Below are 20,526 nucleotides of genomic sequence, written 5' to 3' on the forward strand. Positions count from 1 at the left end.
CAACTTTATCCGGATTGCAATCATTCCGCCCAGAACACTTTATTGGTAGATGCACCTTGATCTTCAATTCCCCCGGTTGGCTTTACACCCAAGTCGGGGGTTTTTTATGCCTAACCATGAGCGCAACAATTTTTAACAGACTAAATTTAGCTGTGATAATGGCGTCTAAATTTATCTTATTTACTAAGTATACCCGGAACTACCACCAAATAAAGTTTTGTTTTACACATACTTTTCATCTCCGATTTTCTGAATTTATCCGGAGCATGATTGTTAAACCGAGAACAAATAATTGGTAGATGCACCCTAATAACTCACTTCCCTAGTTGGCTTACACCACTGGGGAATTTTTGTGTTTAATCAAACAAAAATATATTTTCATACCAGTAAAATTATTCTGATGCTTATAGTTAATTTTAGAACATTTAATTAGTAGATGCACCCTGATAACTCAATTCCCTAGTTGGCGTAAGCCAATAGTGGTTTTTCTTATTTTATAAAAATAATCACATCTTAGACATATACTATCCGGATGATGTTAGTTAGCTATAGAACAACTAATTGGTAGATGCACCCTGATAACTCACTCCCCTAGTTGGCTTACGCTTACTGGGGGATTTTTGTCTTTTTGACACATTTGTTAAAACCGATGTTGATACTAGATACTTGGTAGCAGCACAAACTGAGTTGATGTTCTTAATTTTATCCGGAACATACTGCTTTCTCTAAGAACAGTTAATTGGTAGATGCACCCTGATAACTCACCCCCCTGGTTGGTTGCCACCCGCTGGGGGATTTTTTCTTTGGTATCTTAATTAACATTATTTTCAAGTTGTCAACTTAGTGGCGATAGAAATATTTCTTAGTAATACTTTACGCGCACAGATTTTTCACTTCTTTAATCAATAGAACAGCCAACAACGCAAATTTTACAAGGAAAAACGTAAAGACGTTGCGGTGAAACGTCTCTACTCGTAGTAAGCGATTCATCGCTTGTTTGAAGCGATGAATCGCTTACTACGTGCTTTTTTTAAAAGTTCCTCAATTTTATCCGGAGTGTACTGGTTTCTCTTTGAACAATTAATTGGTAGATGCACCCTGATAACTCACTCCCCTAGTTGGTTTATACCACTGGGGGATTTTTGTATCTTTAGCAATACACTGAGTGGAGGAGGAAAACATTCCTCAACAGTTTCCTCAATTTTTTCCGGAGCATACTGGTTTCTCTAGGAACAAGTAATTGGTAGATGCACCCTGATAACTCACCCCCTAGTTGGCTTACACCACTGGGGGTTTTTTATGACAAATAACAACTTTATACACAATTTTATCCGGAGGACTGTGTATAACTTGAGAACAAGTAATTGGTAGATGCACCCTGATAACTCACTCCCCTAGTTGGTTTATACCTGCTAGGGGGTTTTTTATGGATTTGCTACATGCTAAAATTCCCTTAGGTATGCCAAAATCTTAAGCAAGTCCATGCAATTAGCTGTAATTAAATTCTCTTCAGAAGACTGCGGCATCTGCCACAAGATGTCTTTTTATGACCAAAAGGTGGCAGAAGAACTAGGTTTGCAATTTATAGATGTAAAAATGCAAGACACAGCTACTTACCGCAAGTATCGCAAGATTTTGCTAAATCAATATCCCGATAAATCAGAAATGGGATGGCCCACCTACATTGTCTGTGATTCACCAGAAGGAGAATTTCAGATTTTGGGCGAGGTTAAAGGTGGTCATCCCAAAGGTGAATTTAGAAGTCGTCTGCAAGCAGTTTTGAATTCTGAAGAAAAGTAGTAAGCGTTTCAACGCTTATATCTAGATACTAAACCCATCAAAATTAATAGAGACGTTCCACCAGAACGTCTCTACAATATTTGTCATCTGCCGGATATGATATTAAATCTATTTCGTCACTTCAAAAGATTTTACTTCTAAAACCTGACCAATCATGGCAATGGTCATGACATCTTCGCGCACCTTTCCTGTGACTTTTGCTTTTTGTCCGGCTTTAAGTAAGTTTTTGTCAGCACCCCTAAGGATTTCGTAGGTAACGCCATCGTCTGTAACTAGCGCCCAAGCGCCTGTGCCAATATCACGGTGTTGGATAGTACCTGTAACTGTAATGCTCATATGATTCTAAGTCCTAAATGGGGAGTGGGGAATGGGGAATGGGGGAGTGGGGGAGTGGGGGAGTGGGGGAGTTAGGAGTTAGGAGTTAGGAGTTAGGAGTTTCCCTTGTCCTCCTTGTCCCCCTTGTCCCCTTGTCCACGCCAGGCGCCTCAACGGAGGGAACCTCCGCACGGCGCTGGCTCCCCTTGTCCCCTTGTCCCCTTGTCTTCTAATCTCCTACACTGCTTGTTCCTGATTTTTCAGGGCTAACTTAGCAAGTCCGTAACAGAGTAGGGCGTTGATGATGAGGAAAAGACGCGACCAAATAGTGCTTCCTAAGCCCCAAACTGCTGGGTCGAAAAATGCGCTGACTCCTAAACATGCGGCTATACCTAGGGTGGAACCGACTGCAAACCATTTCCAGGTAGGATTTCCTAGCAGTAGCGCCATTAAAATAATCGGAATCAAGACGCTGGCAAATAGGGGATTAAAAGCATCTGTTCCCTGAAGCGCGTTGCCGAGTTCGGGAATTGAACTGCCCAAGACGCGGAAGGGCCATTGGGGAAGGTCAAAGATATAAATTCCTTTCAGGAAGAATAAGCCAGAACTGCCGGCGACTAAGCCACTAGCTAAAGACCAACTCCAAGTAAAGGGAAAGTAAACCCGTAAAAACCAAGCTAGCAAGTAAGAACCGACTACCATTAAAATTTTAGGCAATAGCGCGATCGCACCGCCATCAATCCAAAAGCCGGGGTTAAGATAGCCGTTATTCCGCAACCACGCAAAGAAATCTTGGAAAGTGATTTTCCCTTGCACTGCACGTTTAACTGCTGCATCAGCATTCAGTTGTCCGGCGCCGTAGTAGTTCAAAGCATCTTCTTTAATAGTTCTTGCCGACTCCTGAAGCACAGCCAAAACTTGATCTGGTTCTTTAATTCCAGAAGCTTCAATTAATGCTGCCACACCAGCAACGTGAGGGGCAGCCATGCTTGTACCCTGGAAGCCCATAAACACCCCAACGCCATTGTTATCGGGGTCGATGGTTTCTTGCAAAATCTTACCAGCATCACTACCACCTGGGGCGGAAATATCTACGCCAGCACCAAAGTTAGAATAAGGCGCTTTTTCGCCGTCTGCGCCCAAGGCAGAAACGCCGATAACATGAGGATAACGAGCTGGATAAGAAGCACCATTACTACCTTCGTTTCCGGCTGCGGCAATGATGACTACGCCTTTTCTGTGGGCATAATCAATCGCGTCTTTCATCAACTGACTTTCACCACCACCACCCAAGCTCATATTAATTACATTTGCGCCTTTATCAGCGGCAAATTTAATTGCTTCGGCAATATCCGCAACGGTTCCACCACCGTATGCACTCAGTACCTTTAAAGGCATTAACTTGGCTTCGTAAGCAATTCCAGCGACACCATATTTATTATTAGTCGCTTGGGCGATAGTACCAGCAACGTGGGTGCCGTGTCCGTTATCGTCTGTGGCTTCTTCTGTGTCATTCACAAAGTCGTAACCTGGGACAAATTTTGTCTCTTTCAAGTCACGCACGCGAGTAATACCAGTGTCAATTACTGCAACCGTGATGCCGCTACCTTTGGTTTGCAGCCATGCACCTTCAACGTTGATGTTGTGTAGGTTCCACTGTTTGCTGTAATATTCATCGTTGGGACCAGTAAGACTAGGCGAAACTTTTACATCGTTATCGTCTTGGGGTAGCAAAAATTCTGCCAACCTAGCAGCTTGACCGGGATTGGGAATTTTGTAGATGTAATTCGGCTCAATGAATTCTGTAACTTTGGCAAATGAAGATTTTCTTAAAGCTTTCAGCTGTTGCCGATCGCCTTTGATAACATACACGCGATCCTTTTCGGAAAATTTATTATCGAGTTTGGGTGTAACGTTGTATTGAAGGGCGATCGCTTGCAGATTTTTCTCCACCTCAGCAACGGGAATATCTTCGCGAAAATCCAGCACAATCGTCTCAAAATCACCTTTGGCTGCCATCGAGTGAAAATTCAGGAAACCAAATACCGCAGCACTCAGCCCGATGACAAACAAGCACAATAATATAAGCCTTCGCATATTAACTCATCACCGATGAATCCCAGTTTGCTCAACGATAACTTATCTGTGCCCTTTAGTTGATGTATTTTGCACTTTAGTTACATATATTTCACTCAAGACTTAGGACTTTTTCAACGATGGAACGCGGTCTTTTATGGTTGCCTTTATTATTCATATTTTTCTGGTTGGCTTGGCAAGGCTCAAGGGAGTATCAAAAAGTTGAGGCTTATCGGATTTGGGCAGAGCAATTTGACCGAGCCAAGTATGATATTTACTCGGTGTTGGGTCAAAAAGGCGTTTGTTTGACTTGGGGAAAACCCACGCCAAAAGGTTTAATTAAGCTGGAAACTTTTTCTTTGCTAGATGTTCAAAAAATCCGCCTTTTGGTAGATGACAAAGAAGTAGATACAGAAGCGCCACCAGAAAAAGGTCGGTCTATTGAGTTGGAGTTTGTTTTTTCCCCTGAGAACTCGGTGCGGGTTCCCTTTACAGAAGTTCCTTTAGCTGCACAGTGGGGTAAGCATCTTCAACAGGAATTGCAACGATTATCGTAGAGACGTTCCGACGGAACGTCTCTACGGGAGGCGCGGAATTAAAAGTTCAAAAAGTGCATCCACCAGCTTTAAGCAACACCAACGAAGTTTACCAGATGCAATTAACACTTGCATCATACTCAATTTGCAGTGGGTATAATACGCCACTCTTGCAATATGACACTAGACCATACCAAGAAACTTATTAATGTCAGCCCAGCAACTCCATCCAGCCAAATCAGACTATGCATTTTTAAAGACATGGGAGCAATTATTGGCAACAAATAGTGTCCCGGACTAGAGATACTAGTTATGGAGTACAAGCCGAGTGTCAGGTATGTTAACCGAAACATTCCTTTGGTGTATAACCAATATCCTAATAACCCCAATGGAGTCATGACAATCACAGTACCAATTACTCCAGCTGGTGTGAACCACTCAAAACCAGAATACTGATTTAGAAATAACGCATTGTCTATGTAATGTAGCCAGGTAGAAATAATATTGACTGTGATGATGGCTAGCAAAATTTTTTGACGAAATTTTGGAGAATTCATCTTTTACGCTGTTTGCAGGACTGTAAGAAGACAGCAACCGTCGTAGAGACGTTCCACACCGAACGTCTCTACAATAATATGTGTGGTTTAGTTTTGCGGGTAGGCAAATAAGCTATGAATGAGCGCAAAACATCACAACAGTAGCGATAATTCATGAATTATCGCTACTCTAGAATCAGGTTATCAAGGTATTGTTGCGTAAGTCCTATAAGCGTTGAAACGCTTACTACTTTAAGAGGGTAAGTTAACTTTTTTGGCTAAACCCAGAGTCTTCAATACTTTGATGCTCCACCATGTAACATCGACTTCCCACCAATAAAAACCAGATTTTGCCATTTGGGGAAAGGTGTGATGGTTGTTGTGCCAGCCTTCGCCGTAAGTGACAATGGATACCCACCAAAGGTTACGCGCACCGTCGTTTGCTTCAAAGTTGCGGTAGCCCCAAGCGTGTGTGGCGGAGTTGACAAACCAAGTTGAGTGCCAAAGCAAGACTGCTCTTAAGAAAATTCCGTAGATGACAAATGACCAGCCGCCGATAAGATACAGCAGGATACCGAAGGGAATTTGCAAAAGTATAAAGTAGCGATCTAGCCAGCGATAATATGGTTGTCGTGCGAGGTCGGGCGCATATTTTGCATAGATTTCATAATCAAAGAACTCTGAACGAGGATAAAAAATCCAGAGCATGTGACTCCACCAAAATCCTCGTTGAGCAGAGTACGGGTCTAAATCGACATGTTCAGTATGAGCATGATGTTGCCGGTGTCCACCAATCCAAAAAATTGGACCTCCTTGCAAAGCTAGCGCTCCGATCAGAGCGATCGCATACTCCAACCACTTCGGTACTTGGAAACTTCGATGACTCAACAGTCGATGATACCCCAAACATATACCAATACTCCCAAATAGCCAGTGGAGAAATATCACTAGAGCTAATGCAGACCACGAGAAAAACCAGGGAGCAAGTAAAGCTATGCCATGAAATGTAGTAAAAAATACCACATTCGTCCAATTGAGCGCCGGAGAATTTCCGCCCTCAGAAGTGCTGGCAAAAAATTTTGCAGTCATAAAAATTCCTGTCGATGGTTGAGGAAGCGATTTGCTTTTGTCGGGAGTTGCACCTGGCATAATTTCACATCTAAAGCGATCTTAGGCTCCAAATTAACTCCTGAAAGAATTGAGGCTAGATGCCTCACTCCACAAGAGTCATATGCTTGTTTCGTGCGTTACCATGAGCGCTAACACGCCTGAAAAAGGTAAACCCGATCCGCTCAGATATTTATAAAGCAATCGGTTACAGTTGAGCAAGTACCACTTACATTTTTTATGCTAACAGTTCTGCGAATTCTCTGCAAGTAGCACTTGCATTTTTCTTTTATGCGGTCTCAATCCAATTCAGCTCGTCAACGTCTGATTCAAGCAGCGCTTGAATTATTTACCGCTCAGGGAGTCAGCGGCACTACAACCCGCCAAATTGCAGAAAAAGCAGAAGTCAATGAAGTGACGCTATTCCGGCATTTTGGCAATAAGCATGGACTACTTTTAGCTGTCTTAGAAGAATCCGCAGCCTTTAAAAATTTAGGTGAGTCTTTAGTTAGCCGAGCAATTCCACCTGGTAATGTGTATCAAGCTCTGAAAGATTATGCAAGTGAAAGCTTACACGCATTAGAACAGGTTCCAGAGTTTGTTAGGTCTGTGGTAGGTGAAGCCGACCAATACCCAGCAGAAAATCGCCGTGCTTTGGGACGGGGGTTAACGGAAGCTAACCGTTATGTAGCAGAGTACTTAGCCACTGTAATTGAACAGGGACACTTAAATACCTATCTCCCGGCAGAAAAATTAGCGAGTTTGTTAAATGGGATGTTGCTAGGATATGCGGTGATTGAGTTCACTAGCGAATTTCACGAACTTTGGGAAGATAGAGATGATTTTCTGGAGAATCTGGTGCAGTTGTTTTTACAAGGAGCAATGTCACCGGTAGTTGAAGCAAGTCAATATTCCTCAAGTTTGGTTGTAATAGATTCTAGTATTAGGGAAGTAGCTGATTTGCCGGCTTCTTTAGTCCATCAAATTCTCCAACAAGCAAGAAAATTGGGAGTGCAAGATTATGCATTAGCGTATGTGTTATTTGCTGCTGGGTTATCTGTTCTGGAAGTAGTTGGCTTGCAGCGATCGCATCAATTCTACGATACTCAAGGACACTTTCTGCAAATTGCCAATAACAGCGGATTTCGCCAAGTACCTGTCAATCAGTGGATAATGGGTAATCGCTATGGTTCTTACACCAACAATCCATTAACTAAATGGCTGAAAAGTCGTAAAGATAATCAATCTGCCATGTTTATTCATGAATCTGGGGAGCCAATGTCAGAATCACAAATTGACGTACACTGGCACATGTGGACACAGGGACTGTTAACACCAGAAGGACAACCCCCAGCAATTATTCAAACACAACAAACTTGGCGTGTAGAAATGTTGATGCGCGGCATGAGCTTAGAGAATCTTAGCATTTTAACAGGATGCGATCGCACTCAATTACAACCTTACGCCAAAAGAGCCAGAGAAAAAGCCGCTTTAGAGCAAGCAACTCGTTTAGATCAAAAACCTGGATAATTGTTGTTTGGAGCGTTGGAGCGTTGATAGTTGTTGAGTGAATGACAGCGCGATCGCATGATTGAAAATAAACAACCCAGGTGTGTAATCTTGGTTTCACCGTTCATAACCACAGCTTCTGTGGTGGTAACGACAACTTCTTCATTCATAACGACAGCTTCTGTGGTGGTAACGACAACTTCTTCATTCATAACGACAGCTTGTGTTGTGGTAACAACAACTAAAGCATTTATAACCTGTGCTTATGTTGTTATCAAGACAGCTTTTGCGTTCCTGATGAAAGCTTCTGTTGTGGTAACGACAGCTTCTGCGTTCATAACGACAGCCTTTGACATATTGACAAATACTAAAAATGAGATATCAGTTTGTTTAAAATTCGTGAAAAAATAAGATCCCCGACTTCGCATAAGTTGTCGGGGATCTGAATAAAGTCTAAGCCATTAACCAAAAAATCTATGAATATTACATACAAACGCGACTTAGTTGATGTTGATTGGGAGGCAATGAAGGCAACATTAATCAAAGATAACTTTCATAACGGACGAAGTACAGAGCAATTGAAAACATCTTTTGCCAATAGTTTTTCGACATGCATTGCTTATGCCGATAAAAAAATTGTAGGTACAGCCAGAGTGTTATCTGATGGAGTGTGTAATGCTTACATTGTCGATGTTTGGACTTATTCAGAATACCGTCATCAAGGTATTGCGCGAAAAATGATGGAGATTATTACAGAAGAATTGCCAGGACAACACGTTTACTTGTTTACCGATGACTCTGTTGATTTTTACAAGAAATTGGGATTTGTAGAACAGCCTACAGGATTAAGTAAAGTCATCGGAAAATGGTTAGTGAATGATTATTAAGTTAACTTTTGCCGAAAATAGATTACCGACAACTTATGCGAAGTTGGGGATCTGAACTTCGGATTTGAGATTTTTATGCGACGAAAGTGACAGAATTCGCTTAAGCAAGTAAAGCGTCTCCGACAAAAGAAGAAAAGGAAAGATTTGTCAGTTCGCTAAACTAGAAAATATACTCATCAACTGCACGCACTAACTACTTTGAAAACCGACAGCATCTTTTATCGCATCTTCCAAAGCTTACCCAGCACGTTCTTTGAACTGATTAACCAACCAGCATCACTTGCTGACGTTTACCAATTTTCCTCAGTAGAAGTCAAACAACTCGCTTTCAGAATTGAGGGTGTATTTTTACCCAATACTTCAGAACTACCCATTTATTTTGCTGAGGTGCAATTTCAACCAGATAAAAAATTTTACTCGCGGTTATTCGCAGAAATATTTAACTATCTGGATAAAACCGAATTAACTAACAATTGGCGTGGTGTTGTTCTCTTTCCTAACCGCAGCGTTGATACTGGAGATACGGAGAGATATGCAGAATTACTCAACTCACCACGAGTGACTCGTATCTATCTTGACGAATTAACAGCGATTGAGGCATCATCTATCGGGATTGAGACAGTTAAATTAATCATCGAACCAGAATCAACTGCGATCGCAAAAGCTGTAGAGATAGTAAACAACACTCGACAACAAATCATCGATGCCGCCCAACAGCGAGAAATTATACAATTAATAGAGACGATATTAATCTACAAATTGCCGCGCTTAAGCCGGGAGGAAATGGAAAAAATGTTTGGATTAAATGAGTTAAAGCAAACTAGATTCTATCAAGAAGTTTTTGCTGAAGGCAAAGAAGAAGGTAAGCTTGAAGGCAAGGAAGAAGGTAAGCTTGAAGGCAAGGAAGAAGGTAAGCTTGAAACTATACCTCAGTTATTGGCGTTAGGTTTGAGTATTGAACAGATAGCTCAAGCGTTGGGTTTGGATGAACAAGTTGTTAGGCAAGCCGCATCGAAATTATAAAGCGGTCTTCGAGTGCGATCGCTCTTGAATGTACCTACTTGACACAAATCACTGTAGTGCTATCATCTTGGGCGAACTAAATGTTGTTCGTCAAGTGATTGAAGTTCGAGAATTAAACATCGCCACTTGTGTAATTGTGCAAGGATAACTTACATATATGATGGAAAATTCTGCACAAAGAGAAATTAATCTCGTTCGTTTGGCAGAGTTTATCAAAGATATTCGTATCTATCGAGTAACAGAGGATATAGCTACGATTTACGGTCAACTCAAAGCCACTTTGATGAAACAATTTGGTCCCAAAGAGAAAACCAAGCGAAGAAAAACTAAAATTACTGAACTAGGATTCGATGAGAACGACCTTTGGATTGCTGCTTTTCGCTTTGCAACACAATCTGACCATTGTCTCGGCAGACAGTGACTTTGAGCGAATTCAACAAGCCAAAGCATTATTGGTTGAATCCTGGCTTTGAAACCCTTAGAACTATAGAATAGAAACTCAGCCTTTGTATTGCTTCAACTACTAGAAGAAAGAATTTAGTAGTAAATTTGACAGAAATAGATCGACAAAAGTCTGTACGAAGCTTGTAGCATCGATAACGTTTGTGATATTTCCTATGGATTCCCGGATTCGTTTTTTAATGTGCGCCCCTGACCACTATGATGTGGACTATGTGATTAACCCCTGGATGGAAGGCAACATTCACAAGTCATCGCGCGATCGCGCTGTGGAACAGTGGCAAAAACTTCACCTTCTCCTGAAAGAACACGCTATTGTAGACTTAGTTGCACCTCACAAAGGTGTACCGGATATGGTATTTACCGCCAACGCCGGCTTAGTGTTGGGTAAGAACGTTGTTCTCAGTCGCTTTTTACACAAAGAACGTCAGGGAGAAGAACCTTACTTTAAACAATGGTTTGAAGAAAACGGCTACACAGTCAACGAACTACCGAAAGATTTGCCCTTTGAAGGTGCGGGAGACGCACTTCTAGATCGAGAAGGACGCTGGTTATGGGCAGGATACGGTTTTCGTTCAGAATTAGATTCTCACCCATATTTAGCGAAGTGGCTGGATATCGAGGTAGTCTCTTTACGTTTGATAGATGAGCGCTTTTATCACCTTGATACTTGCTTCTGTCCCCTTGCGAATGGCTATTTGCTGTACTATCCAGGTGCTTTTGATTCTTACTCCAACCGCATGATTGAAATGCGCGTTGCCCCAGAAAAGCGGATTGCAATTGAAGAAGCGGACGCGGTAAACTTTGCCTGCAATACGGTGAATGTAGACCATATCGTGATTATGAACAAGGCTTCGTCAGCTTTAAAAGCAAGCCTTAACGATGCGGGTTTCCAAGTGATGGAAACACCGTTAACAGAATTTCTCAAAGCAGGTGGTGCGGCAAAATGTCTCACACTGCGGGTAACGGAACCAGTACGCGCAGAAGTTCACGCGAATGTTTCGGTAGAAAGTCGGATTATTCGCCTTGAAGGACACTTGCTCGATTCTGGCTTGATTAACCGCGCTTTGGATATGATTATCGATAGCGGCGGTAGTTTCCAAGTGCTAAATTTCAACTTGGGAGAACAGCGACAAAGTACTTCAGCGGCTGAGGTGAAGGTATCAGCACCTTCCCATGAAGTGATGGAGCAAATTATATCTCACTTAATTGATTTGGGTGCGGTAGATTTGCCTCAAGATGAGCGCGATGCCAAACTTGAGCCTGTGTTGCAACCAGGAGTTGCACCAGATGATTTTTATGTAAGTACGATTTATCCTACCGAAGTACGGATTAACGGTCAATGGGTCAAGGTGCTTTCGCAGCGGATGGATGGTGCGATCGCTCTTATCGAAACTCCTAATGGTTGGCAGGCGCGGTGTAAACTTTTACGCGATTTAGAAATAGGCGAACACGTAGTAGTCGATGTGCAAGGTATCCGCACCATTCGCAAACCAGAATCGCGAGAACAACGCAATGCTCAAGAATTCAGCTTTATGTCGGCGGGTGTTTCCAGCGAACGCCGCGTAGAATTAGTTGTGGAGCAGGTGGCGTGGGAGTTACGTAAAATTCGCGATGCGGGCGGTAAAGTAGTTGTCACGGCGGGTCCTGTGGTGATTCACACCGGCGGGGGCGAACATTTGGCGCGACTGATTCGAGAAGGATATGTACAAGCTCTGTTGGGTGGAAATGCGATCGCTGTCCACGATATGGAGCAAAATATGATGGGGACTTCTCTCGGTGTGGATATGAAGCGGGGTGTCGCTGTGCGCGGCGGACATCGCCACCATTTGAAGGTAATTAATACTGTCCGCCGTCATGGTAGCATTGCTGCGGCTGTGTCAGCTGGAGAGTTTAAGGGTGGTGTAATGTATGAGTGCGTCCGCGCTGGTGTACCTTTCAGCCTCGCGGGTTCGATTCGCGATGATGGTCCTTTACCGGATACGCAGATGAATTTGATTCAGGCTCAGGAGGAATATGCGAAACTGCTTAAAGGTGCGGATATGATTTTGATGTTATCATCAATGCTGCACTCTATTGGCGTGGGGAATATGACTCCGGCTGGGGTGAAGATGGTTTGTGTGGATATTAATCCAGCGGTGGTGACGAAGTTAAGTGACAGAGGTTCGATTGAATCGGTTGGTGTGGTGACGGATGTCGGGTTGTTTTTGAGTTTGTTGGTGCAGCAGTTGGATAAGTTGACTAGTCCTTATCGAGCGGTGGTAGGATAAGCAAATCGCACTCGTAGCAAAGGCGCAAAGGTAAGAAGGGGATGGAAGGGGTAGCTTTTAAGAGAGGGTTACAGGTTGGTTGGGTCAGTTTTATTGCTGACTTTCTGCTGGTGGGGATGGTTGTCGGACCGCTGGCGGCTCCTTTTCTTGCTGCGTCTGGGTTGCCAATGTTAGGTTTGATTGCGGACATCATTTATTTCATGGGAAATCATGTATGTCCGCAACCTAATATGGGGTTAGATTTGGCACCGCCGTTTATTATGGCTGTGTGTATGCGCTGTTACGGTACGGTAACGGGTTTGCTGTTTACTCGGTTGCTGTATGGGGTGAGTGGTGGTAAGGGTTTTTACTGGTTGAGTCAGTATGGCTGGAGTGGTGCGGCGATCGCTATTGTGTTTATGATGGCTTATCCGTGGGAATTAGCAGCGCAGGTTTTAGGTTGGTGGAGTTTTCATAATTATCTGGTTACACCGTTTGGGTTAATTACCGGTTTGGCGTGGGGATTGTTTACTATGCCAATATTGCACCATCCTAAGTCTTAGGAGTCAAAAGTCAAAAGGGCTTTATATCTTGTTACCAATTACCAATTCCCCATTCCCCATTCCCCATTCCCCATTCCCCATTCCCCATTCCCCATTCCCCATTCCCCATTCCCCATTCCCCATTCCCTAAAGAATCGCTTGAATGGGTAGTCCAAATCCTAAATAATTACGAATCAAGAGAAATAAAACAAGTACTGCGATAAAAAAGGCAGTAGCTTGAATATCCTGAGTGAAGCTGGAAAATTTTTCTCTTGCTAACCCATACAAATTAACTAAGTATAAAGGCATATCGCTGAGTGCAATGACGATAATTGCTCCGACGATGCCAAAATGAAAAAATGCGAAAGGTAGCCCCAGAAGAATCATCGCAAAACCAGCTAGATTACTTTGGGCTGAGTAAAAAGGCTTGCCAATTGCCAACAAAGCAGGGCTGATAGTATGAAATAACATTGAAAACCAAACACCGCAGCACAAAATCGGCATCATCCAAGTTGCTTCGCTATATCTTTTGTCATAAAGTGTGGCAATAACTAAATCACCAACAGTGACTAAAGCAGCTAAGAAAACTGCAAATCCACCAAGTAGCAATCGACGTTGCCGGAGAATTTTGTCTCGCAAACTTGAACGCGGTAAGTCAACATGGTTAGAAATTGTGGGAAAAATAACTCTATAACTAAGATGTTTGATAATTTCTTTGGGTACACATGCCAAAGTATAAGCAATTGTATATACCCCTAATATTTTAAAAGATAGTAGCTTACCAAGAATCAGGCGATCGGCTTGATCGTTTAAAAACGTTACCGCTGAAGCCATAAACATCCATCTACCGAAAGACAGAAGCTCTTTAAATGCATCTGCTTCCCAAGCAAAGCGGTTGGAATATCCTCGTATTAACCAAAAGCTTCCGACTGTTCTATATAATGCCCCAGCTAGTACTCCTAAAGCTAGAGCTAAGATGTTTCGAGTTAACCAAGTCCAAATAATAAATGTAGCCAGAGTTAAGATTTGTACGAGCAAATCAAACCGAGTTAACTTTCCTAAATCTATGCGACGCTGAAGAGTATGTAAACTAGTGGAAGCGAAGCCGTCAATGACTGAGGAAAATGCCATAATCGGAATTAACCAAATCAGGCGATCGTCATTATAGAACTTTGCAATTGGAAACGTAACCAACAAGCAAAATAACCAAATTACGATGCCACGAATTGCTTGTAGTGTCCAAGCTGTATTCAGAAAAGTCGATTCATCACCTTTTTTATTGTTGACAATACTTTGACCAATTCCTAAGTCTGAAAATAGTTCAATCCCCGCTCTTAATGTATTTACTAAAGCCATCAAACCAAAATACTCTGGTATCAACAGCCGAGTCAAAATCAGGTTTCCGCCAAACCGCAATATCTGACTAGTTCCGTAACCAGCAATTGTCCAAACTGCACCACGGATAGCACGCTTTTTTACAGATGTCATACATTCCAAAGGAAAATTGGGTAAGCAAATGGATCATCAACGAGCTAGTTTTTTCAGGACATAATATCTCCACAGTCATTAAATTTAGCGGTAAAGAGTTGCGTACAATACATTCAGAGCGCTCTTATTCACCATGAAAGGAGAATTGCTATAATTTGGCAAGTTGCTATGAAGCTGAGTTGCTTTTAAGTATAGAAAAGAAGAGTTTTTTATTTTAAATGAATTCAGATTTACACCAGCTAGGAAGTAGATGGACATAAATAAAGAAAAGTTTGTAGTCAGGGCTTGAGAGTAAATCTTTGAGATGAGGGCTGAAGCCCTCACTACGAAACATAAGAGTATTTTTACTTTATCTTTAAACATTCAACACAATATCATAATATTTGCTGAAAGTAAAATCACTTTCGGTATGTAAATTTCTGATGTAGATATCGGCTTTTTTTAAATTTTTGATAAAGATTAATATGTGATTGACGATAAAATCACGAAGAAAAGTAGCAAAATTAAGACATCTAGCCGTCTGATTTATGAATTGGTGAGGCAGTAGCTTTAGTCAAGTAGAAGTGCTTAAATCTTAAATGAGTATCTTTTTAATTAAACCCAAACCAATTTTTGAGTAGGGGGATATACTTTTTCGTCGATAAGTCTGATTGAGCAAATAACTGCTTGCGTATTATTGGCATTACAAACCAGGGTAATTGCGTTCATAACATTCTGCATCTACACCGATGACCTCAAAAATCTCATCGACAACTTCAGTTGCTAAACCTAAAGTCCATTTTTATTTCATTGATGCGCTACGGGGAATTGCTGCATTATGGGTGGTCTTTTATCATACCGATCCAGATGTGCGTCTTTTTGAATTAAGCAAGTTATTGCCTAATTGGTTTACAGTTGTAGCGTTCAAATGGGGTAGTCTTGGTGTCAGCATATTCTTTGTCCTCAGTGGCTTTGTAATTGCATATTCGCTACGTGAGGCAAAAATTGACTTTGGCTATTTTAAACGTTTTAGTCTGCGACGTTTAACTAGGTTAAGTCCACCTTATTATGTAGCAATTATCGTCGCTTTAGGCTTTGCGTTTATTTCCTCTTATGTCAAGCATGTAGCCTTTGCGCCGATGGGTGAATCTTTATCTTTTGAGAGGTTGCTGACACATTTATTTTATTTGCAAGGCATTTTTGGACACAAAAATATTGATGATGTTTACTGGACTTTGTGTTTAGAAGTGCAGTTTTATTTAATTTTCTGTGCGTTGTTGGCGATCGCTCAATGGCTAGATTTTTCCTGTAATTGGCGTTACGCTAAAGCAGGCGTGTTTGTTCTTGCTGCTACTGTCGCTGCTCTTTTTCCTCTAGGTGTATTTCCCGATAATGGCAGACCTGTAATATTTTTACCTTTGTGGTACGCTTTTCTTTTAGGTGTCTTTGCTTATTGGTCATGGCGCGATAAGCTAAAGCCAATCTTTTTTTACTTGTATGCGGGTTTAGTGCTAACCGGAGGAATCGTCAACTCATTAAATTTTGCGATCGCTTCTGCAATTACTGCCATCCTTATACTAGAAGCCGGTCGAGCAAATCGCATGGAATGGCTAAATTGGCGCTGGCTCCAATTCCTCGGTAAAATTTCTTACAGCCTTTATCTCACCCATGTTTATCTCTTGGGAATTGTCTTTTTCCTAGGATATAAAATACTTGGTCGTCATCTCTGGAGCGAAATTCTCTGCTTAGTACTGGGAATCGCCATCTGTATTGGCTTTGCCGCAATTATGTGGCAATTAGTAGAGAAACCGTCGATTAAATTAAGTCAAAAGGTCAAGCTTGTAAAAAACACGGAGGCAATTCGTGTATGAAGTTACTAGTAACTGGTGCATCCGGATTTTTAGGTCAGTATGTGGTAGTTGAAGCGCTGCGACAGGGATTTGAGGTACGGGCAGTAGTTAGACCAGGCAGTGATGAAAAACGCCTGTCTTGGTACAATCATCCACAGGTGGAGTTAGCCCAGATTGACTTACGGCAATCAAACATTATCGATGCGTTGGATAATGTAAGTGCGGTAATTCACCTCGCAGCAACCAAACAAGGCAACTTTGAGACACAGTATAACAGTACTGTTGTCGGAACAGAGAACTTGCTCAAGGCGATGATGTCAGCGCAAGTGCAGCGATTAGTAGCGATTAGCAGCTTTTCTGTATTTGATTATTTGTACATTGCCTCAGGTGAAATCATCAGTGAAGATTCACCAATTGAGCGCGAACCAAAGCAGCGGGATGTATACGCGCAAACCAAATTAATTCAAGAAAATCTCGTCCGTGATTTTTCAGAGAAACATAATATAAATGTAACAATTATTCGACCGGGTGTAGTGTACGGGCGAGATAATTTGTGGAATGCTAGTCTTGGTGTGAAAGTGAGCCAACAGCTGTGGATTCAAATCGGAAAAAATGCCCAAATTCCCTTGACTTATGTAGAAAATTGTGCAGAAGCGATTGTAACGGCGGTAAATAGTCAAGAGGCAATTGGTAAAACATTAAATATCGTTGATGACGATTTGCCGACTCAAAGTATTTACTTTGAAAAATTGATCGAGTTGCAAAAGCGATCGCCCTTCACAATTAAGATCGATTGGACAATGATGCGTTGGCTAGCGCGTACAAGTTGGTTATTTAACAAGTTACTAGCAGACAAAGTGAAGCTACCCGGTATTCTTATTCCCGCAAGATTACATGCTCGATTTAAACCGCTACGCTACAGCAACACTCGCGCTCAACAAGTGTTGAACTGGAAACCAAAATATTCCCTCGATGCAGCCCTAGAACGCAGTAGCAGTGATATTGAATTGTTGAATATGTAGAGACGCTTGGACGCTTGGACGCTTGGACGCTTAAAAAGAATTATTCCCCATTACCCATTACCCATTACCCATTACCCATTCCCCATTACCCATTCCCCATTACCCATTCCCCATGCCCATATAAATTATGCGTATTGCCTATTTAACTGGAGAATATCCCAGAGCAACAGACACCTTTATTCAGCGTGAAGTAGCAGCCTTGCGGGATATGGGTGTAGAAGTACACACATTTTCCGTTCGTCGGACGGGGGATGAACACATGGTAGGACTAGAACAAAAGCGAGAACGCGATCGCACTTTCTACATCCTGCCCGTCAATATGATAAATTTGCTACTTACACATCTTAGTTTATTAGTAAATTTACCAAGCAGATATTTACGCGCAATTCAGTTAGCATGGTCTACACGGCAACCTGGATTGCGGGGAAGTTTGTATCAATTATTCTACTTTCTCGAAGCCGGCATTCTTGCCAAAGAAATCAATCAACGGCAGATTCCGCATTTGCACAATCATTTTGCCGATTCTAGCTGTAGTGTAGCGATGCTGGCGGCTGAATTGGGGGATTTTACTTTTAGCTTAACTTTGCACGGTCCATACATCTTTTTTGAGCCGTATCATTGGCGAATCGACGAAAAAATCAAGCGATCGCTATTTGTTTCTTGTATAAGTCACTACTGCCGCAGTCAAGGAATGATATTTGCACCTCCAGAAAAATGGAAGCAAATGCACATCATTCATTGTGGAATCGATCCAGCTTTATTCGATGTCGTTTCTCACAACGAATCAGGAAAAAACTTGCTGTATGTAGGAAGATTAGCCGTAGTGAAAGGGTTGCCGATATTACTCGAAAGCCTGAGTTTTTTAAAGCAAGTGCATCCAGAGATTTTGCTCACAGTCGTTGGTGACGGTTCAGATCGAGTACACTTGCAACAATTAGCTCACGAATTAGGGCTGAGTGCAAATGTAAAATTTGTTGGTTATCAGTCGCAAGCTGAAGTCCGCAGATATATGCAGCAAACTGATGTATTCGTTATGTCCAGCTTTGCCGAAGGTGTACCAGTAGTACTGATGGAAGCGATGGCAGCAGGTGTCCCCGTAGTAGCGACGCAAATTGCTGGAGTCAGCGAGTTAGTAGAAGATGGTGTTAGCGGCTACTTGGTTCCGCCAGGAGATGCCTTTTATTTAGCGTCAAGCCTCGAAAAATTGCTGAAAAATTATCAATTACGTGTAACATTTGGCATTGCGGGTCGAGCAAAGGTAGAGAAAGATTTTAATATTAACTATGAAGTAGCATGGCTGCATCGTGTCATGTCCGCTGCCCTGCAAGGAAAAGTAGAATCTATTCGGACGAATAACTCGGAAAAACAAGTTACAATCAGCGAAGAGCCGATTATCAACGTGTAGAGATAAATTTTGATAACTTCCTTTGGAGTTGAAGCTGGCTCACCTGGTATTTTCGCTATTAGTTTGACATAACAGGTAGTGAACAATCATTATTAATTATTCGTCATTAATGACAAAGCACAAATTAACTAATAATGATTGCTGAAAGCTAATAGTAGAATAAGGTACAGACCTTCATCTGCGTTCGTAAGAGAGGAAGAGACATTGGATGAACTGAGGACGGCGCTAGAGCTAGCAACCGAAGAAGAATTGCAGGATTTAACCGCAATTCTGTTTGGTCGGAAATTTAATCCCATAGATTATGTTCACACACCAGAACCGATAGAAGTGCAAAGTAAAGACCACAAAGCTTGGCTAGATGCGCTCGAAGCACGTTTTCGCTTTTTGGCGGCAGATGGTATGACGGTATTAAGGGGACGCACAAATCTGGTAACTTACCGAGAAGCTTTGATTCAAGTATGTAAGTATCTGAAAATTCGCTACTGTCATCAACTAGCAACGGTTGATTTAGAAGCGGAAGTGTTTTTGCATCTTTTAGGGCATGTGTGGAAAAAATTACCCGAAAAGGAAAAGCAAAAATTAACAGTGCAGGTGCAGCAGCAGCTTGCTAAATCTCAACCGAATCAACCGCTACCACTTTCATTACAGCGTGACCCTTTGGGCTTGCTTTTCAAAGGTGGTAGCGCGATCGCACTCACCTCGTTCGTACAACCACTGTTGCTCAAACAAATCGCCCGTCAATTTGCCATGCACTTTGCCACCTATCAAATAGCCCAACAAGCAGCGGTTGAAGGTGGGGTAATAGCAACAACGCAGTTTCAAAACTATGTAGCTTTGCAGATGGCACGACGGGGTATGGCTGTAAGTGCAGCTCGTTATACCGCAGTCAGAAGTGTATTTGCTATGTTAGGACCAGTCATGTGGGGTTGGTTTTTTGCAGATTTAGGATGGAGAGCGATCGCCACCAACTACGGTAGAATCATACCCACCATCTTTGCCTTAGCTCAAATTCGCCTCACCCGCACCGAATGTTGGGAACCCGCTTGAAAACCGCTTTTCGCCATCCCAATCCTAATTTACAATTTCCTTGGAACTTGGCTCAAATCGGATTATTTATCTTTCCCTTGAGTCCGTTTTTAGGAGCTGTAACTCTAGGTTTGGCATCATTAAAAACTTGGTTGCGACAACACCGCACAATTATTCAGAGTCCCCTTAATTGGGGATTTGCCCTCCTCGGTGTATTGTTAATCATTAGCTCTGCCTTTGCTGAGAATAAAACAGAAGCCTTCCTTGGCTTGTTTAATTTCTTACCGTTCTTTTTATTTTTCGCCGGCTTTAGCGCTTTAATTCAAACACCCACCCAATTGCGCCAACTAAGTTGGAATTTAGTCATATCTTCCATACCTGTAGTCATAATTGGCTTTGGGCAATTGTTTTTCGGCTGGACTTCTAAATTAGAAATTTTGTGGATTGTTTTGGAAATAAACATCCTACCCCAAGGAGATCCACCAGGTCGCATGGCTTCAATTTTCATGCACGCTAACACCTTAGCTGCTTATCTGGTGATAGTTTTCATCCTGGGGTTAGGGTTGTGGTTAGAAAGCTATCAGCAGTTAAGAGGCAGGGGGCAGGGGGCAGGGGGCAGGGGGCAGGGGGCAGGGGGCAGGGGGCAGGGGGCAGGGGGCAGGGGGCAGGGGGCAGGGGGCAGGGGGAAAGAGGATTTGAAGACATTTGCATAAATGC

19 protein-coding genes are annotated in these 20,526 nt (G+C 42.3%); 13 read left to right on the forward strand and 6 right to left on the reverse strand.

All coding sequences use genetic code 11. The annotated features are described in order from the left end of the window. Positions 1-1,482: 1,482 nt before the first annotated feature. Positions 1,483-1,800, forward strand: coding sequence for a hypothetical protein (locus PI95_RS17810; RefSeq protein ID WP_039737337.1), 318 nt, complete (start codon positions 1,483-1,485; stop codon positions 1,798-1,800). A 108-nt stretch (positions 1,801-1,908) separates the two neighbouring features. Here PI95_RS17810 and PI95_RS17815 read toward each other — a convergent pair whose 3' ends face one another. Both PI95_RS17815 and PI95_RS17820 read right to left on the reverse strand, forming a co-directional pair. Beyond that, a complete protein-coding gene (locus tag PI95_RS17815; RefSeq protein ID WP_039737338.1) occupies positions 1,909-2,136 on the reverse strand; it encodes a hypothetical protein in 228 nt (75 codons plus the stop codon). Positions 2,137-2,352: 216 nt separating this feature from the next. Then, the gene (locus PI95_RS17820) at positions 2,353-4,212 is read right to left on the reverse strand and encodes a S8 family peptidase (RefSeq protein WP_039737339.1); all 1,860 of its coding nucleotides are present in this window, start codon (positions 4,210-4,212) and stop codon (positions 2,353-2,355) included. A gap of 119 nt (positions 4,213-4,331) precedes the next feature. Between PI95_RS17820 and PI95_RS17825 the strand changes: the two genes are divergently transcribed. Next, entirely contained in the window at positions 4,332-4,748 is a 417-nt protein-coding gene (locus PI95_RS17825; protein WP_039737340.1) for a hypothetical protein, read from the forward strand. Positions 4,749-4,867: 119 nt separating this feature from the next. Here PI95_RS17825 and PI95_RS17830 read toward each other — a convergent pair whose 3' ends face one another. Further along, positions 4,868-5,284, reverse strand: a complete 417-nt coding sequence (locus tag PI95_RS17830; protein WP_039737342.1) for a hypothetical protein — start codon at positions 5,282-5,284, stop codon at positions 4,868-4,870. A gap of 231 nt (positions 5,285-5,515) precedes the next feature. Then, positions 5,516-6,352 (reverse strand): acyl-CoA desaturase, encoded by an 837-nt coding sequence (locus PI95_RS17835; protein ID WP_039738216.1) that lies wholly within the window; start codon positions 6,350-6,352, stop codon positions 5,516-5,518. 309 nt (positions 6,353-6,661) lie between these two features. On the opposite strand from PI95_RS17835, the gene PI95_RS17840 reads away from it, so the two are divergent. Continuing rightward, positions 6,662-7,900 (forward strand): TetR family transcriptional regulator, encoded by a 1,239-nt coding sequence (locus tag PI95_RS17840; protein ID WP_039737343.1) that lies wholly within the window; start codon positions 6,662-6,664, stop codon positions 7,898-7,900. Here the strand turns inward: PI95_RS17840 and PI95_RS17845 are convergent. After that, positions 7,885-8,091: a hypothetical protein gene (locus PI95_RS17845; protein WP_039737344.1), complete on the reverse strand. Its 207-nt coding sequence runs from the start codon at positions 8,089-8,091 to the stop codon at positions 7,885-7,887. The genes PI95_RS17840 and PI95_RS17845 overlap by 16 nt on opposite strands. Positions 8,092-8,355: 264 nt before the next feature. Here PI95_RS17845 and PI95_RS17850 point away from each other — a divergent pair, with 264 nt between their 5' ends. The 5 genes from PI95_RS17850 to PI95_RS17870 all read left to right on the forward strand — a co-directional run bounded on the left by PI95_RS17850 (position 8,356) and on the right by PI95_RS17870 (position 13,060). Next, complete coding sequence (locus PI95_RS17850) at positions 8,356-8,766, forward strand: GNAT family N-acetyltransferase (protein WP_039737345.1); 411 nt, start codon at positions 8,356-8,358, stop codon at positions 8,764-8,766. 198 nt (positions 8,767-8,964) lie between these two features. After that, positions 8,965-9,789 carry an Rpn family recombination-promoting nuclease/putative transposase gene (locus PI95_RS17855; RefSeq protein WP_039737346.1) on the forward strand — a complete coding sequence of 275 codons (825 nt, stop codon included), beginning with the start codon at positions 8,965-8,967 and terminating at the stop codon, positions 9,787-9,789. Between the two features lie 157 nt (positions 9,790-9,946). Further along, complete coding sequence (locus tag PI95_RS37195) at positions 9,947-10,210, forward strand: PIN domain-containing protein (protein ID WP_336507244.1); 264 nt, start codon at positions 9,947-9,949, stop codon at positions 10,208-10,210. Between the two features lie 196 nt (positions 10,211-10,406). Continuing rightward, positions 10,407-12,518: a bifunctional arginine dihydrolase/ornithine cyclodeaminase gene (argZ, locus tag PI95_RS17865; RefSeq protein WP_039737347.1), complete on the forward strand. Its 2,112-nt coding sequence runs from the start codon at positions 10,407-10,409 to the stop codon at positions 12,516-12,518. Between the two features lie 41 nt (positions 12,519-12,559). After that, on the forward strand, positions 12,560-13,060 hold the full coding sequence (locus tag PI95_RS17870) for a DUF2085 domain-containing protein (RefSeq protein WP_039737348.1): 501 nt from the start codon (positions 12,560-12,562) through the stop codon (positions 13,058-13,060). A gap of 126 nt (positions 13,061-13,186) precedes the next feature. On the opposite strand, the gene PI95_RS17875 is transcribed toward PI95_RS17870, so the two are convergent. Next, entirely contained in the window at positions 13,187-14,527 is a 1,341-nt protein-coding gene (locus PI95_RS17875; RefSeq protein ID WP_039737349.1) for an oligosaccharide flippase family protein, read from the reverse strand. Between the two features lie 728 nt (positions 14,528-15,255). On the opposite strand from PI95_RS17875, the gene PI95_RS17880 reads away from it, so the two are divergent. The 5 genes from PI95_RS17880 (at position 15,256) to PI95_RS17900 (ending at position 20,522) form a co-directional block, all read left to right on the forward strand. Continuing rightward, positions 15,256-16,377 carry an acyltransferase family protein gene (locus PI95_RS17880; protein WP_039737350.1) on the forward strand — a complete coding sequence of 374 codons (1,122 nt, stop codon included), beginning with the start codon at positions 15,256-15,258 and terminating at the stop codon, positions 16,375-16,377. Beyond that, a complete protein-coding gene (locus tag PI95_RS17885; protein WP_039737351.1) occupies positions 16,374-17,378 on the forward strand; it encodes an NAD-dependent epimerase/dehydratase family protein in 1,005 nt (334 codons plus the stop codon). Before PI95_RS17880 ends, PI95_RS17885 begins: the two co-directional genes overlap by 4 nt. A gap of 127 nt (positions 17,379-17,505) precedes the next feature. Continuing rightward, the gene (locus PI95_RS17890; protein WP_039737352.1) at positions 17,506-18,783 is read left to right on the forward strand and encodes a glycosyltransferase; all 1,278 of its coding nucleotides are present in this window, start codon (positions 17,506-17,508) and stop codon (positions 18,781-18,783) included. Between the two features lie 204 nt (positions 18,784-18,987). Continuing rightward, positions 18,988-19,830: a YaaW family protein gene (locus PI95_RS17895; protein WP_039737353.1), complete on the forward strand. Its 843-nt coding sequence runs from the start codon at positions 18,988-18,990 to the stop codon at positions 19,828-19,830. After that, positions 19,827-20,522, forward strand: a complete 696-nt coding sequence (locus PI95_RS17900; protein ID WP_163518978.1) for a hypothetical protein — start codon at positions 19,827-19,829, stop codon at positions 20,520-20,522. The genes PI95_RS17895 and PI95_RS17900 overlap by 4 nt, the downstream gene beginning before the upstream one ends. Positions 20,523-20,526 lie beyond the last annotated feature (4 nt).

Origin of the sequence: Hassallia byssoidea VB512170 (assembly GCF_000817785.2) — a bacterium.
Lineage (GTDB): Bacteria > Cyanobacteriota > Cyanobacteriia > Cyanobacteriales > Nostocaceae > Hassallia > Hassallia carrinoi.